The organism is Bradyrhizobium symbiodeficiens, assembly GCF_002266465.3.
GTDB classification, from domain to species: domain Bacteria; phylum Pseudomonadota; class Alphaproteobacteria; order Rhizobiales; family Xanthobacteraceae; genus Bradyrhizobium; species Bradyrhizobium symbiodeficiens.
Window position 1 is genome coordinate 1,779,867 of the sequence record NZ_CP029427.2, and the last position, 15,455, is coordinate 1,795,321.

The window sequence follows — 15,455 nt, forward strand, 5'->3', positions numbered from 1 at the left end:
ATTTTGCTGCTTATCGCAACAGCTTCACGTCGATCAAACGCTACGCACATACCGCTGCGCTTATTCAGAATGGAAGGCTCTCATTCTCGCCAGGGGGCGGCAGCGGGCACGTCCGTCATGGGAGTCGCCCGTCCGGCTATTCCGGATTAGCGTAGCGCCTCCGCATTCGCCGCGGCGTGTTCTTGGCCTCGACGAGGCTGAAACCGCGGGCCTGCAGGTCAACCGGTGCGCGCCCGACGAGATCACGATCGGCCGACGTCAACTCTGACAAGAGCGGCCTGTGCGCCTCACCTGGCGTATCAGCAGCCCCACCAGCGCTGCGAGACCGGACGCGCCTACGCCTTCATGGCCGTCACTTCCTCGACAGTGCGAACTTGCGGGCCGTAGATCGCGGGCGGGTAAACGTCGTCGCACAGGACGATACCGGTATGGACGGAAGCGGCCCAATGATACGACGGCGCAAGCGCGAGTTCGGCGGCCGGTGCGAGGGAGACCGCACGGTGAGGCCGACAGCGGCCAAGGCAATGGATGGAATAACAGCGCGGAGGTTCATTGGATTGGATCCCTTTAGCGGATAGAAGGTCGACGGGCTTCCCCAAGGCTTCAACTTTGCGAGGAGTTTGCAAGGTCGCCACGCTCGCAACCGCACGAGGCAGGCGTCTTGCTGCCAATGTGGACGCAGTGTAGACGTCCCCCCATGAGCGAGGACACCCACACTCTCCGTCGTGGCGGCATGACCGCGATCATCAAGGCGCACGGCGCCGAGCTGTGCTCGTTGAAGGACGATTTCACCGAATTCGTCTGGCAGGCCGGGCCGGAATGGCCGCGCCATGCGCCGCTGCTGTTTCCCATCGTGGGGCGTCTTGCCGGGGACGAATTGCGGCACCGGGGCAAGACATACCGGATGACTCAGCACGGCTTTGCGCGCGACAGCCGCTTTGCATGGGCGGAGCGCGGCAAAAGCCGCTGCGCGCTGCTGCTCGAAGACAGCGAGGCGACCCGCGCGCTCTATCCGTTCGCGTTCCGTCTGACAGCGATCTTTGCGCTCGACGCCGCCGGCCTCGATCTGACGCTCGCGATCGCCAACACCGGCAAGGAGACATTGCCGGCTTCGATCGGCGGCCATCCGGCCTTCAACTGGCCGCTCGAATCCGAAAGTGCGAAAGAGGATTACGCGCTGACCTTTGCGAAGGCGGAATCCTCTCGCGTCCGCCGTCTTGATGGCGGGCTGCTGCGTGCCTCCGCGGAGCCTGGTCCCGTCAAGGGTACGCAGCTCGCCTTGTCCGAATCCCTGTTCGCCGATGACGCCATCATCTTCGACCGGATCGAGAGCGACGCGGTCCGCTATGCTGCGTCCAGCGGCCCGTGGCTGAAGATATCATGGCGCGGCTTTCGCGAACTCGGGGTCTGGTCGAAACCATCGGGCGCACCGTTTCTCTGCATCGAGCCCTGGCGCGGCTATGCCAGTCCTGTCGGCTTCGATGGCGAGTTCGCGGACAAGCCGGGTCTGATGCATATCGCGCCGGGTGCGGAAGAGCGACTATCGTTCCGGATCGAGGTCGGATCGTCCTGAGCCAGTTGGCTGATGGCGCTCAGACCTTGATACACTTCAACAAGCACTCATGCTATTTAGCCTCATCCTGAGGAGACCGCGCAGCGGTCGTCTCGAAGGACGAGGCGTGCGCTCAGCTCGTGCAAAGCGCATAAGCGATAGCCCTGGGGCTGGTGGGGATAGGCGGCGTCGTTCAGCGCATGCCGGCCGCGGTGGCGGCGATGGCGGGCCGGAGGGGCGACCGGTCCGATCCCGCGGATGTCAGGCGGTGCGCCAGGTCCTGCGCGCGCCGTTCGACCAGGTGCCATGTCGCGCGTGCGACGAGATAGCTCAGCGCGGCAGTGAGGACATAGGCGATGAGCAGCGAGACCAGTCCATCGGCGAGCGGCCAGAGCTGACGCAGGCCGTAGATCACCGCGAAGTGGGACAGGTACATCGAATAGGAATTACGGCCGAGCGCTTCGAGCGGCTGGAAGCGGATCGCAAGCTTGATGCAACCGGCAACCAGCGCGCCGAGCACGAGGTTGATCATCAGGTAGTTGAATTCGTGCGAGCCGGTGAGGCGGTTGGCGACAAAGGACAGTGCGATGAAGACCGCGTAGATCGCAGCGTCCGACCTCGCAAATCCGTCGCGCAGCGAGAAGAACAGCGCGCATCCGACCAGGAAGACCGGCAACTGGTTCAGGAAGCTGATGTGCAGCGTGGTCCAGACGAATGCCTCGTGGCCGGGCCCGTAATAGGCGGAGAACAGCGCGAAGGCCCACGGCTTGAACAGGCAGACATTGACGAGATGCAGCACGATCGCGAGCGCAACATAGAGATGGCGGCGCGAGCCGAACGCGGTGACCAGGAGCGGAAAGACGAGATAGAAGGTCATCTCGGCTGCGATCGACCAGTCGCCAGGCACGACGCTGTTGACGCTGTCCGGCCAGAAGCCGTGCAGGAACGTTGCGGTCAGGATCACTTGAATGGGCCCGATACCGTTGGGCGCATTGTCGCTCGGTCCGGTGCCGTTGATGACGAGGTAGACCGGGATCGCGAGCCAGAACAGTGGCGCGATGCGCAAGGCACGGCGGATGTAGAATTTGCGCGTCGGACTGGTTTCGACACGCTGCGTCCACATCAGGCACATCGTCATGGCGCTGACGAAGTAGAATACGTTGACGCCGGTCCAGCCGCACATGAACGCGTAGTCGACGGCGTGGATATTTGACGGAAATGATTGCGAGACGTGGATGGCCATCACGCCGGCGATGGCGAGGCCGCGCAGGACATCGAGTGTGTGCGAACGGCCGAACGGCGCTGTGCCTTGCTCGCTTCGACCGGCAGCCAACCGGGCCTGCCCCTGCATCACGCCTGCTCCGTGTTTCGCATTGTGCAGGCGGGACCATAGAGGCGCGGATCGGCTTTCCGAAGCTGAAGGCCTTCTTTACGTTAACCACCGGTTGAGTCCAAAGCCGAGTATGTCTCGAACAAGTCGTGAATGTCCGTTCACATGACAGCGCGTTGCGCAGTGACTTGAATTTCCAGGTCGGATCCCAGGCACATAGGATACCCAGGACCGTGGCTGCTTCCGCACTCAGGGAGTTGCGTCCCGCCGCCCGCGTCATCGTCAGCGCGATGCGACGCGCTTCCATCGTGCTTCGATGCGAGCCTTGATCTGGCTGACCCGGGCCTCGTGGGCGGCCCAATAGGCGCGGCTGGCGGCCGCGGTGCCGTGACGATAGCGAGCATAGACCGTTTTGGGTTGCGCCGATAGCTTCGGGCGGCTCGCCGGTTTGGCCGGAGCTGCAGCCGCAACAGCGATCGGGCGCGGAGGCGCCGGATCCGGAACAGCCGCCACTTCAGTCCCCACCGAGGTCGAGTTCATGGCGACAAGACGGTTACGGGCGCGGTTGCAATGGACCTGCGACCGCGCGGTCATCGCTTCCTCGCCATGACTCGCCCGGTATTTCATGAGGGCGCGGCAGATGTCCCCGCCGGCGAGGCGCCAGGCCCGGCTGAGATAAAGCACCCCATAATGGATGTTGATGTCGGGTTCGGCGAGTTCCGCATCGCTGCCCCGGAAACCCAGCATCGCCGCCGTCTCGGGCCGGACCTGCATCAGGCCGATCTCGCCGACGCTGCCGATGACGGCCGAATTGTAGCCGCTTTCGACGAAGACGACCGCCTCGGCGATATCGGCCGGTAAATTGGTGTTTGCGGTTTCTCGCTCGATGATCTTCCGGATCATGGCCCGGGATGACGGCGTTTCGCCGGCCCCGAGCTCCGTGTTGCCGTCTCCGGCGTGCGCGCAGAGCGGAGCCGACAACAGCAACACGACCGCCACGTGTCGCCACGTCGCGCCGAGATGGAAGCATGCCCGATCCCACAGCATGGCTCCGTCATAGAGCTCCGGAGTTAACAAACGGCCTCCGACGCACGGCGGCTAGCGCGCGCGGGCGCTCTGGTCGGTGGGCGCGGGTTCAGCCAGCCGGTCGTCGACCGCATAGAGCGTGCAGGTCCGCGACCATTTCATGCAGGCGGCCAGCGAGTCGCGCCGGGCGTCGTCGGCCGTAATGTGCCCCGAGCGCCAGCCGTAGCCGCCGTTCGGCGACACCGCGAACGCCTTGTGCGGCAGCATGCTGGCGAGATAGCGCGCGAATTCGGTCCGCGCGGCCTCGTTGAGCTGGCGCGGCGGCGGCAGTGGGTCGGGCGGGCTCAGGATGTCGCGACTGAGGATGCTGCGCTCGCGCAGGAAGGCGTCGACATAGGGCGTCCATTGCGCACGGCTCGCCACCGCATAGAGGTAGTGACCGTCGTCGCCGAACGGCGGCGCCGCGATGAATTTTGCCTTGCCGCCAGCGGTACGGAATCCGTCATGGAGGCGGCGCGCGAGGTCGGGGCCGAAATAGGAATCGTTGGTCGCATAGACCCAGAGTGTCGGCACGCGCGAGGTCTTGCCGAAGGCGGCGAAGGCCTGCACCAGTCCGTCGGGATTGCAGACGTCGTCGTCGTCGCGCGAGCCGCGGCCGCCGGCGAAGTTGATCGCGGCGACGAGACCCGCCGGCGCCTGCGCGGTGAGCGCGATCGTTGCGAGCCCGCCGGCGGAATGGCCGGCCGCGATCATGCCCGTCGTCGTGACGTCGGCCCGGCGCGCCATCGCATCGATCGCGGCGCGCAGGTCGGCAACCGCGACCGCAGCCGCGGGCAGATAGGCGGCCTTCGCGCAGCCGCCGACGCTGTCGACGCGTCCGCCGGGCGAGGTGCCGTAGCCGCGCCGCATCACGATCAGCGCCGCAAAGCCGCGCCGGGCGTATTCGAGCGCGATGCCGTAATATTTGTGCGCGGACATGGTGGCGCGGTCGTCGAAGCTGCGCGGCGAGCCGTGGCTGAGCAGCGCCAGCGGATAGCGCTTCGTCCCGGCCGGGCGGACCAGGAAGGCCTCCAGCCCCTGCGGCCCTGCCTCCGCCATGGGGATGCGGAGATCCTCGGTATAGAACTCTGCGGCCCGCGCCGGCGCACCGGCCACGACGAGGCCGGCGATCAGCAGCAGCAGCTTGCGCAGGAGAATCATGGGACGATTCGGAAGACCTCGATGGCGTGGAGCATAGCACGGTCTCTTTACCCGAAGCTGCGAACGCGTTGCGCAGCGCGGTGAGCACCTCAGGATGACGGGACCGAGATTGCTATCCCAGGGAACGCCTGCCCCATCGCGGGTGTTGTGCCCTTGGCGGGGGCCCGGCCGATGATATGGTGTCGCGCGATCTCTGTACGACAGGATGAGGATATTTTCAGTGGCTGATGTTCATCCCGGGGCGGGCAAGCAGGCTTCGCCGGACGCGCTCACCAACATTCCGCGGCTGGTGACGGCCTATTTCGCCGGCAAGCCCGATGTCGCGGATCCCGCGCAGCGCGTTGCGTTCGGCACCTCCGGCCATCGCGGCACGTCCTTCAAGAACACCTTCAACGAAGGCCACATCCTCGCGACCACGCAGGCGATCTGCGACTACAGGCGGGAAAAGGGGCTGACCGGTCCGCTCTTCATCGGGATCGACACCCACGCGCTGGCCGAGCCGGCACTGGTCAGCGCCGTCGAGGTGTTCGCGGCCAACGGCGTCGACATCATGATCGACAAGGACGGCGGCTATACGCCGACGCCTGTCATCTCGCATGCGATCCTCACCTACAACAAAGGCCGCACGAGCGGCCTTGCCGACGGCGTCGTCATCACGCCCTCGCACAATCCCCCGGAGGACGGCGGCTACAAGTACAATCCGCCGCATGGCGGCCCGGCCGACACCGATGTGACCGGCGTCGTCGAGAAGCGCGCCAACGCCTATCTCGCCGACGGCCTCAAGGGCGTAAAGCGCATCGACTATGCCAAGGCGCTGAAATCGTCGAACGTCCATGCCCACGATTTCGTCGCGCCTTACGTCGCCGATCTCGGCAATGTCGTCGATCTCGACCTCGTCAAATCCGCCGGCATCAATATCGGCATTGACCCGCTCGGCGGCGCTGCCGTGCATTACTGGCATCCGATCATCGAGCGCTACGGCCTGAAGGCCACCGTGGTGAACGAGGCGATCGACCCGACCTTTCGTTTCATGACGGTGGACTGGGACGGCAAGATCCGCATGGACTGCTCATCGCCCTACGCGATGGCGAGCCTGATCGCGATGCGCGACCGCTTCGACGTCGCCTTCGCCAACGACACCGACGCCGACCGCCACGGCATCGTCACCCGCACCGGCGGCCTGATGAATCCGAACCATTATCTGGCGACCGCGATCTCCTACCTTTTTGCGCACCGTCCCAATTGGGGCAAGGACGCGGCGATCGGCAAGACCGTGGTGTCGAGCTCGATCATCGATCGCGTCGCGAAAAAACTCGGCCGCAAGCTGGTGGAGACGCCGGTCGGCTTCAAATGGTTCGTCGACGGTCTCCTCACCGGCGGCTTCGGTTTCGGCGGCGAGGAGAGTGCAGGGGCCTCGTTCCTCCGCCGCGACGGCGGGGTGTGGACCACCGACAAGGACGGTGTCATCCTCGGCTTGCTCGCCGCCGAGATCATGGCGAAGACCGGCCGCGATCCCAGCCAGCTGTTCAATGATCTCACCGCCGAGTTCGGCGTGCCGCATTACGCCCGCATCGACGTCGCCGCGACCGGGCCGCAGAAGAACATCTTGAAGTCAGTCACGCCCGAGCAGCTTGGCCTGAAGGACCTCGCCGGCGATCCCGTCCGTGCCACGCTGAGCAAGGCGCCCGGCAACGGCCAGCCGTTTGGCGGCATCAAGGTCGAGACCGACTACGGCTGGTTCGCCGCGCGGCCGTCCGGGACGGAGGATGTTTACAAGATCTACGCCGAAAGTTTCCGCAGCACCGAGCACCTGATGCGGATTCAGGAAGAGGCCAAGGCAGGCCTGGCCAAGGTGTTCGGGGCGTAAGACTCTGAGGGCAGGCCGCCTTCACGCTCCGCCTCATCGGGAAAGATTGAGCCCCCCGCTGTCGCCCGCGTAGGCGGGCAACACAGTACGCCGCGGCTTCTATGTGTATACATATCATCAGATAGAGGTACTATTGTAAGTATAAATTGGCCTTGAACCATTCCAATCCCGCGTTATTGTATACATAACGCATACATAAGCCGTGGGAGCGAGACCGATGACAAAGCCCTTCCCCATGAACGCCTGGTACGCCGCGGCCTGGGACGCGGACGTGAAACCTGCGCTGTTGCCGCGGACGATCTGCGGCAAGCATGTCGTGATGTACCGCAAGGCCGACGGCTCGGTGGCCGCGCTGGAGGACGCCTGCTGGCACCGCTTGGTGCCGCTGTCCAAGGGCCGGCTCGAAGGCGACACCGTCGTCTGCGGCTATCACGGTCTCAAGTACAATGCGCAGGGGCGCTGCACCTTCATGCCCTCGCAGGAGACCATCAACCCATCGGCCTGCGTGCGCGCCTATCCCGTGGTCGAGCGCCATCGCTATGTCTGGCTCTGGATGGGCGACCCCGCGCTCGCCGATCCCGCGCTCGTGCCCGACATGCACTGGAATCACGATCCGGACTGGGCCGGCGACGGCAAGACCATCCACGTCAAATGCGACTACCGCCTCGTGCTCGACAATCTCATGGATCTCACCCACGAGACCTTCGTACACGGCTCCTCCATCGGCAACGAAGCGGTCGCGGAAGCGCCGTTCGACGTCACCCATGGCGAGAAGACGGTGACGGTGACGCGCTGGATGCGGAACATCGAGCCGCCGCCGTTCTGGGCCAGGCAGCTCGGCAAGACTGGCCTCGTCGATCGCTGGCAGATCATCCGCTTCGAAGCCCCGTGCACCATCGCCATCGACGTCGGCGTGGCGCCGACGGGCACCGGCGCTCCGGAAGGCGACCGCTCGCAGGGCGTCAACGGCTTCGTGCTCAACACCATCACGCCCGAGACCGAGAAGACCTGCCATTATTTCTGGGCCTTCGTGCGCAACTACCAGCTCGGCGAGCAGCGCATCACCAGCGAGATCCGCGAGGGCGTCTCCGGCATCTTCCGCGAGGACGAGCTGATCCTCGAGGCGCAGCAGCGCGCCATGGACGAAAACCCGGACCGCATCTTCTACAACCTCAATATCGACGCCGGTGCGATGTGGTCGCGCAAGCTGATCGACAGGATGGTGGCGAAGGAAACCGCGCCGCAGCGCCTTCAGGCCGCGGAGTAGATCATGGCCGAACGTGAGGTCGACCGCTCCGTATCGCAGACCGTGAAGGCGCAGCTTGCGCTGCGCGACCAGATCCTGTCGGGCTCCTTGCGCCCGGGCGAGCGTATTTCCGAACTGCAGGCGGTGGAAACCACCGGCGCCTCGCGCACCCCGGTGCGCATGGCGCTGGTGCGGCTCGAGGAGGAGGGCCTGCTGGAGGCGATCCCCTCCGGAGGCTTCATGGTAAAGGCGTTCTCGGAGCGCGACATTTCCGATTCCATCGAGCTGCGCGGCACGCTCGAAGGGCTCGCTGCACGCTTCGCGGCCGAGCGCGGCGTCTCCGCGCGCGAGCTGGAGCCGCTGAAGGAGTGCCTGGCGGCGATCGACGAATTGCTGGGCCAGGTGCCGATCTCGATCGAGGCCTTCTCGTCCTATGTCACCCTGAACGCGCGCTTCCATGCCCTGCTCACGGAACTGTCGCGGAGCCCACCCATAGTCCGCCAGATCGACCGCGCCTCCGCGCTTCCGTTCGCCTCGCCAAGCGGCTTCGTGATGGCCCAATCGGCACTGCCCGAGGCGCAGCAGATCCTGATCATCGCCCAGGATCACCACCGCGTCGTGATCGATGCGATCGAGAACCGTGAAGGCGCGCGCGCCGAAGCCGTCATGCGCGAACACGCGCGGCTGGCGGTGCGCAACTTAAGGCTCGCCCTGCGCAACCGCACCCATCTCGATCTCTTGCCGGCGCTGGCGCTGATCAAGACCGCAACCGATTGAGGGCAGTCCCATGCGCTTCATCGAAACCTGGATTCCGGCGACGCTCGTCTCGACGCGCGATCTTGCCCCCGGCATTCGCGAATTCCTGATCCGGCCCGATCAGTTCGACGCCACCGCCTATCCGGTCGGCAGCCACATCAATGTCAGCGTGACCATCGACGGTCTGCCGGAGACGCGGTCCTATTCGCTGGTCGGCGAAGCCTCGCCGCATGGATTCAAGATCGCGGTGCGCCGCGCCGATGATTCCCGCGGCGGTTCACGCTACATGTGGCAGCTCGCGCCCGGCGCGCGGCTCGACATCACGCAGCCGGCCTCGCTGCTCGCGGTGGACTGGTCGCGCGAAAGTTATTGTCTGATCGCCGGCGGTATCGGCATCACGCCGATCCTCGGCGCCGCGCAGGCGCTGGTGCGGCGCGGGGTGGATGTCACGCTGCACTATGCGATGCGCTCGCGCGCCGAGGCCGCTTATCTCGATGATCTCGCCGGAATGCTCGGCGATCGCCTGGTCGTTCATGCCAGCGATGAAGGTCAGCGGCTCGATCTCGGCGCGCTGTTCGCGTCATTGCCGCAAGGCACGTTGTCGCTGTTCTGCGGTCCGATGCGCATGCTCGATGGCGCTCGTCACGCCTGGATCGGCGCGGGCCATCCACTACCAGATCTCCGCTACGAAACTTTCGGCTCCAGCGGCACGCTCCCGACCGAGCCGTTTCGCGTGCGCCTGAAGGGCTCGAATGTCGAGCTCGAAATCCCGCGCGAACGCTCGATGCTGGATGTACTCAATGCCAGCGGTCATGACGTGATGTACGATTGCAAGCGCGGCGAATGCGGTCTCTGCGCCATCGACGTGGTCGAGGTCGACGGCGAGATCGATCATCGCGACGTCTTCTTCAGCGATCATCAGAAAGAGAGCAACCAGAAGATCTGCGCCTGCGTCTCCCGCGCGCGGGGGACGATCACCGTGGATACGCTGCTGCGGGCGGATGCGGTTTGAGCGAGCCCCGGGGGCGGGGTCTATTGGGACAAACAGACGGCGCCGCGGTCTCCACCTCTCCCGCTTGCGGGAGAGGTCGCGCCGAAGGCGCGGGTGAGGGCTCTCGCCTCTTGGGGACTCACTCTGTGGAGGCACCCTCTCCCCAGCCCTCTCCCGGAAGCGGGAGAGGGGCTCACCGCCCTTGTGGCCGGCATTCGGGCCCGTGTGATTTCCACCTACGCCGCGTAAGGGGCCCGATATTTCTTCGTGTCCAGCAGCGCCAGCACGCCGTCCGCCGACACCGGCCGGCTGATCAGATAGCCCTGCACCTCGTCGCAACTGAATTGGCGCAGATATTCGAGTTGGTCAGCGGTCTCGACGCCTTCCGCGACCACGCCGATGCGCAGGTCGCGCGCAAGCCCAATCACCGATTTCACGATCGCCGCGCAGTCGGGCTGCACCAGCATGTCGCGGATGAAGGATTGGTCGATCTTGATTCGGTCGAACGGCAGCTTGCGTAGATAGGTGAGCGACGAGAATCCCGTGCCGAAATCGTCCAGCGCCACGGTGACGCCGAGCTGCAGCAGCGCGTTCAGGACCGGCTCGGCCGAGCCGTATTTCGACAGCAGCATCGATTCCGTGATCTCGATCTCGAGCCGGTGCGGCGCGATCCTCGCCTCCGCGAGTGCCTGCACGATGATCTGGAGGATGCCCGAATTGTGAAACTGCGCGGCTGAGAAGTTCACGGCGACCCTGATGTCGTCCGGCCACTCGGCCGCCGTCGCGCAGGCGCGGCGGACCACCCATTCGCCGATCTCGTGGATCAGCCCGGTCTCTTCCGCAATCGGGATGAATTCGCTCGGCGGTACCAGACCGCGCCCAGGATGTTGCCAGCGCAGCAGCGCCTCGAAACCGGTGATCCGGTTTTCGTCGAGGTCGAGGAACGGCTGGAATACGAGGAACAGCTCGTCTCGCGCGATCGCGCTCTCGAGATCGGATTGCAGCGCCTTGCGATCGCGTGACACCCTGTCGTCGGCTTCCTCGAAGAAGCGGATCGTGCCGGGGCCCGCCTTCTTCGCGCGGTAGAGCGCGGCATCGGCATTCTTCATGACGTCGAGCGACGTGGTGCCGTCGCGCGGCGCCAGCACGATGCCGACGCTGGTTGCGCCCACGATCTGGCGGCCCTCGATGCGGAACGGTTCGGTGAAGACCGCGACGAAGCGTTCGGCGATATCGAGTGCATCCTCGGGACGCGCCAGATTGGCCATCACCAGCGCGAACTCGTCGCCGCCGATGCGCGCAACGTGCTCGGCAGCGCGCGTGCAGCGTCGCAGGCGGCTTGCGACCTCCACCAGGAATTCGTCGCCGGCAGGATGGCCGAACTTGTCGTTGACCTCCTTGAAGCGATCGAGATCGAGCAGCAGCACCGCAAACTCCTCGCCCGACAATGTCAGTCGCTTGAGCGCGGCCTCGAGCGTCTCGTTGAAGGCGACGCGGTTGGGCAAATGGGTCAGGGGATCCAGCCGCACGGTCCGCTCCGCCTCGATCTGCCGCATCACGCGCCGTGCAAACGCGAACGAATTGACGAACACGCCGCGGATCAGCACGCTGCCGTAGACCACGACGAGGAATGCGATCAGCAGGAAGGCCAGATCGCCGTTCCTGCCGAGACAGATGGCGATCCCGACGAAGATCGGAGCCGTGAAGGCGATGGCCGCGATCGGGATGGTGGCGAAGGCGAGCGCGCCGCCGGCCAGCATGCCCGAGCACAGGGAGGTGATGACGAGCTGCCCGCCGGTCGAAGCGTCCGCGAAGAAGGCGACCGGTACGATGCCCCAGGCGGCGCCGAGGACGAAGGCGTTTCGCACCAGCCGCTGCATGGCACGGCGCGAGACGAATTGCGGCTTGGTGATGCGGCGCGCGACGCGGGACTGCAGACCGAAAATGATTGCGCCGCTTGCGACAGCGCCAGCCCAGATCAACGCAAAAATCCTGTCCGGCGACTGCCAAAGCGCGATGGCGAGGACGATGGCGTTGCAGGCGTTGGCGAGCATGATGCCGACCGAATAGCCGAGCACCAGCGACATCTGTTCGGCCCGGATATGGCCGGCTACGGCTTCGTCGGTTGCGGGACCGCCAAAGGCCGACAAATCGCCGGCGAACAGCCGCGCGACATAGCTGGTCGTTTGAGTCCGCATTCCAGAGCCTAGCAGCATGGGCCGTCCGTCCGGCGCGGAAGCGAGAATTCGCTGCAAAACTTTGACGAACTATGAATTATCCCACCCGGCCGGCATCGCCACGACCACTTCTGCGTATTCGTGACGTGGTATCGATAACAAATCGATACAAAGGCGGACTTCGACACTTACGGAGGCGGCTGGAGGCCCTGTTCGGCCAGGAAATGCGTGAGCCCGTCGATCTGCCGCGAGCCCACGAAGGCGCCAATGTAACCGTCGGGACGCACCAGCACCCAATCCCCGGGCGATACGGCGTATGCGTCGCGAAAGTGCTCGCTTCCGTCGACGAGCTCGGCATCCGGGCCGATACAGTGGATGTGCAGTCCAGTGCACGCCGATACGGTCCCACGTTTCACCTGATAGCCAAGCAGCGTCCAATGAGGCCCCTTGAGCAACCCGAACAAGCGTATGGGTTGTCCTGCGGCTCCACGTAGCGGCGCATCCGGTGCACGGGCTCCCGCGGACGGGCCTGCCATGCGCCCTGGCTTTTCCAGTGCCAAGGGCGATCCCGGATAGCCGATCTCGAGTTGCTGCACCTCGCGACCGCGCCTCATGTCGCCGCGCTTGGCCGCTTCCAGCAAGTCGGCGGAAAGGCCGAGCACCCTTGCAGCGACGGGGTGTCGTTCTGCCTCGTAACTATCGAGCAGAGTTGCGGCCCCGCTGCCGATAACGCTCGCCAGCTTCCAGCCGAGATTGTAGGCATCCTGCACGCTGGTATTGAGACCCTGTCCACCTGTCGGAGGATGGATGTGAGCCGCATCGCCGATCAGAAATGCACGGCGATCCCGGTAACGATCGGCGAGTCTCGCATTCATCTGATAGGCCGACCCCCAAAGCACGGACTGAATGCGGATATCGTTGCGTCCCGTGCGCTCGGCGACCATGGCCGAAAGCCCTTCGGCGGACAGATCGACCTCGCCCTCGAGCGGGACGGGTGCCTGCAACTGAAACAGCTCCGTTCCGGCCAGCGGGCACAGCGAGATCTGGCGGTCCATCGCGCCATCGTGGAAGCGGTGCCACGCCAGGCGGTCCAGGCCCGTCAGCACGACGTCGGCCACCACGGCTCGTACGCCGAGCGTCTTGCCATGAAAACCAATACCGAGTGCGTGACGCACGAAGCTGCGGCCGCCGTCGGCACCGACGAGATAACGCACGCGCACCGTCTCTTCGCCGTCCCGGCCTGAAAGGCGCGCAGTCACACCGTCCTCATCCTGTTCCAGGCCGACCAATTCGCAGCCAAATTCCACCCGCCCACCGAGTTCGAGCAGCCGTTCGCGCATCACGCCCTCGGTCAGGAATTGCGGGATCATCAGCGCCATGTTGTAGGGCTCGGCCGGGGTGGGGGGTGCGTGCTCTGCAATCTCCGACTCGATGAAGCTGCCATCATCGCGGTATTTGCGCTGCGGCGGGTAGAGACCGCCGGCGGCAACGATGCGGTCGATGATGCCGAGATCCTCGAAGATCTCCAGGGTTCGAGGCTGGATTCCCTTGCCGCGAGACCCATGGAACGGACTGGCTTGCTTCTCGATCAGCCGAAAAGACACGCCTCGCCGCGCGAGGTCGATGGCGAGTGTAAGGCCGGCCGCACCTGCTCCGCAGATCAGAACGTCCGCCGTGAATTGCTTTGTCATGGCACCCTCAATATGTGTAATATGCACACATTAGGCGGGGGTCATCGGGATGTCAAGAAGGGTGCAAAATACACATATTAAAAAGCAGGTACGCTCGCTTCACGAAGCGTTGATCGACATCGTCAGTGTCATGAACCGCCGGCAGGGCGACGACATGATGATCCGCGAGGCGGGCATCTCGCTGGATCGTGCGCTGTTTCCGCTGCTCGTCGGCATCGAGCGGCGCGGCCCGATCGGGGTCGTCGATCTCGCCGATCGCATGGGGCGGGACTATACGACGGTCAGTCGGCAGGTCGCGAAACTGGAAAATCTCGGCTTGATTAAGCGCCACGCCAGCGAAGCGGATCGCCGCGTCAGCGAGGCCACCATCACGCCGAATGGCAAAGCCATGACGGATGCGGTCGACAGGGCACGCGAACGGATTGTCGGGGGGATGTTTGCGACCTGGGACGATCAGGATGTCGAGGATCTGGTGCGCCTGATGCGCAAGCTAGCCGACGCGATGATCGCCCCGGGCAAGTCAGCTTGAAATCGATTGCGAAAGGGCAGTTTGTCACCGCCCGAGCTGCTTGGGGTCGTAATAGAACCGCTCCTCGACGAGCTGATCGCCACGCCATGTCTGCCAGGCAATCTCTTCCAGTGTCCGCGTGACGCCTTCGGCATTGGTGAAGCTGAACCGCCAACGCGTCGCGACGTTGTCGCCTTCGATCAAGCTCGGCCCGATCCGCACCGCCTTGACTTCCTTGAAGGCTGCGAGCACGCCGCGCTCCTTGGCCGCGAGCTTGTCGCGCCCGACCAAAGGCTCGGCCTGGTTTTCATGGGTGGCGGCGTCCGGAACGTAGTAGTCGAGGATCGCTCCGACAAAATCCCCATTTTCCAGCCGCTTCGCAAAGGCTTCGACGATGTCGCGGCTCGGCATGGCGCCCCTCATGATAAAAACAGACTGTTAGTCGGTAAATACCGACCGGTAGTCGGAAAGTCAACTGGCCGGCTAAGGAGAATTCGACTAGACGAGACCCATGGCGAAACAGGCGGAGCGGCGGGCGGCGACATCGGAGGCGATCCTGACGGCGGCGCGCCGCCTGTTCGGGACGCGGGGCTTTGCGGCCACCACCATGGACGAGATCGCGGAAGCAGCCCATGTCGCCAAGGGCGCGGTCTATCATCACTTCAAGACCAAGGAGGCGGTGTTCGAAGCGGTATTCGACCAGGTCTCGCGCGACCTCGTCGCCGAGATCGACGGTGCCGCGCGCGCCGAGAAGGACGTGCTCGCGGCGATGGTCGCGGGCACGCAGCACTATTTCGCGGCGACTGCAAAGGGCCCGACCGGCCAGATCATCCTGCGCGACGGCCCGGCCGTGCTCGGCTGGGAGCGCTGGCGCGAGATCGACGCCCGGCATTTCGGCGGCAAGCTGCCGCGTGCGCTTTCGGTGGCGATGGAGGCCGGACTGATCGCAAAGCAGCCGGTCGAACCGCTCGCCCGCCTGCTGCTCGGCGCGGTGACGGAGGCCGCGGTTGCCTGCGCCGGACGCGCCGATATCGCAAGGGCCGGCGCGGAATATGCCCGTGCGTTCAAGTCGCTGGTCGAGGCGCTGCGCGTCAAGCCATGACGTGCTAGT

13 protein-coding genes are annotated in these 15,455 nt (G+C 64.9%); 7 read left to right on the forward strand and 6 right to left on the reverse strand.

The features are described from left to right. Window positions 1-697 precede the first annotated feature (697 nt). Entirely contained in the window at window positions 698-1,573 is an 876-nt protein-coding gene (locus tag CIT39_RS08135; protein WP_094975814.1) for an aldose 1-epimerase family protein, read from the forward strand. A 172-nt stretch (window positions 1,574-1,745) separates the two neighbouring features. Here CIT39_RS08135 and CIT39_RS08140 read toward each other — a convergent pair whose 3' ends face one another. From CIT39_RS08140 to CIT39_RS08150, 3 genes are all read right to left on the reverse strand, one after another. Beyond that, on the reverse strand, window positions 1,746-2,903 hold the full coding sequence (locus CIT39_RS08140) for an acyltransferase family protein (protein WP_094975813.1): 1,158 nt from the start codon (window positions 2,901-2,903) through the stop codon (window positions 1,746-1,748). Window positions 2,904-3,164: 261 nt separating this feature from the next. Next, complete coding sequence (locus tag CIT39_RS08145) at window positions 3,165-3,929, reverse strand: transglycosylase SLT domain-containing protein (RefSeq protein WP_094975812.1); 765 nt, start codon at window positions 3,927-3,929, stop codon at window positions 3,165-3,167. 51 nt (window positions 3,930-3,980) lie between these two features. Beyond that, complete coding sequence (locus CIT39_RS08150; RefSeq protein WP_094975811.1) at window positions 3,981-5,108, reverse strand: alpha/beta hydrolase family protein; 1,128 nt, start codon at window positions 5,106-5,108, stop codon at window positions 3,981-3,983. 205 nt (window positions 5,109-5,313) lie between these two features. Between CIT39_RS08150 and pgm the strand changes: the two genes are divergently transcribed. From pgm to CIT39_RS08170, 4 genes are all read left to right on the forward strand, one after another. Continuing rightward, the gene (pgm, locus tag CIT39_RS08155) at window positions 5,314-6,975 is read left to right on the forward strand and encodes a phosphoglucomutase (alpha-D-glucose-1,6-bisphosphate-dependent) (protein ID WP_094975810.1); all 1,662 of its coding nucleotides are present in this window, start codon (window positions 5,314-5,316) and stop codon (window positions 6,973-6,975) included. Window positions 6,976-7,192: 217 nt separating this feature from the next. Further along, complete coding sequence (locus CIT39_RS08160; RefSeq protein WP_094975809.1) at window positions 7,193-8,242, forward strand: aromatic ring-hydroxylating dioxygenase subunit alpha; 1,050 nt, start codon at window positions 7,193-7,195, stop codon at window positions 8,240-8,242. 3 nt (window positions 8,243-8,245) lie between these two features. After that, the gene (locus tag CIT39_RS08165) at window positions 8,246-8,998 is read left to right on the forward strand and encodes a GntR family transcriptional regulator (protein ID WP_094975808.1); all 753 of its coding nucleotides are present in this window, start codon (window positions 8,246-8,248) and stop codon (window positions 8,996-8,998) included. Between the two features lie 10 nt (window positions 8,999-9,008). Beyond that, window positions 9,009-9,989 carry a PDR/VanB family oxidoreductase gene (locus tag CIT39_RS08170; RefSeq protein ID WP_094975807.1) on the forward strand — a complete coding sequence of 327 codons (981 nt, stop codon included), beginning with the start codon at window positions 9,009-9,011 and terminating at the stop codon, window positions 9,987-9,989. Between the two features lie 215 nt (window positions 9,990-10,204). Here the strand turns inward: CIT39_RS08170 and CIT39_RS08175 are convergent, their stop codons facing one another. Both CIT39_RS08175 and CIT39_RS08180 read right to left on the reverse strand, forming a co-directional pair. Beyond that, window positions 10,205-12,166, reverse strand: coding sequence for a putative bifunctional diguanylate cyclase/phosphodiesterase (locus CIT39_RS08175; protein ID WP_094975806.1), 1,962 nt, complete (start codon window positions 12,164-12,166; stop codon window positions 10,205-10,207). Window positions 12,167-12,333: 167 nt separating this feature from the next. After that, window positions 12,334-13,836 carry an FAD-dependent oxidoreductase gene (locus CIT39_RS08180; RefSeq protein WP_094975805.1) on the reverse strand — a complete coding sequence of 501 codons (1,503 nt, stop codon included), beginning with the start codon at window positions 13,834-13,836 and terminating at the stop codon, window positions 12,334-12,336. 49 nt (window positions 13,837-13,885) lie between these two features. On the opposite strand from CIT39_RS08180, the gene CIT39_RS08185 reads away from it, so the two are divergent. Then, a complete protein-coding gene (locus CIT39_RS08185; protein WP_094975804.1) occupies window positions 13,886-14,365 on the forward strand; it encodes a MarR family winged helix-turn-helix transcriptional regulator in 480 nt (159 codons plus the stop codon). Between the two features lie 24 nt (window positions 14,366-14,389). Here the strand turns inward: CIT39_RS08185 and CIT39_RS08190 are convergent, their stop codons facing one another. Beyond that, window positions 14,390-14,755: a nuclear transport factor 2 family protein gene (locus CIT39_RS08190; RefSeq protein WP_094975803.1), complete on the reverse strand. Its 366-nt coding sequence runs from the start codon at window positions 14,753-14,755 to the stop codon at window positions 14,390-14,392. 100 nt (window positions 14,756-14,855) lie between these two features. Between CIT39_RS08190 and CIT39_RS08195 the strand changes: the two genes are divergently transcribed. Further along, entirely contained in the window at window positions 14,856-15,446 is a 591-nt protein-coding gene (locus CIT39_RS08195) for a TetR/AcrR family transcriptional regulator (protein WP_094975802.1), read from the forward strand. Window positions 15,447-15,455: the final 9 nt, after the last annotated feature.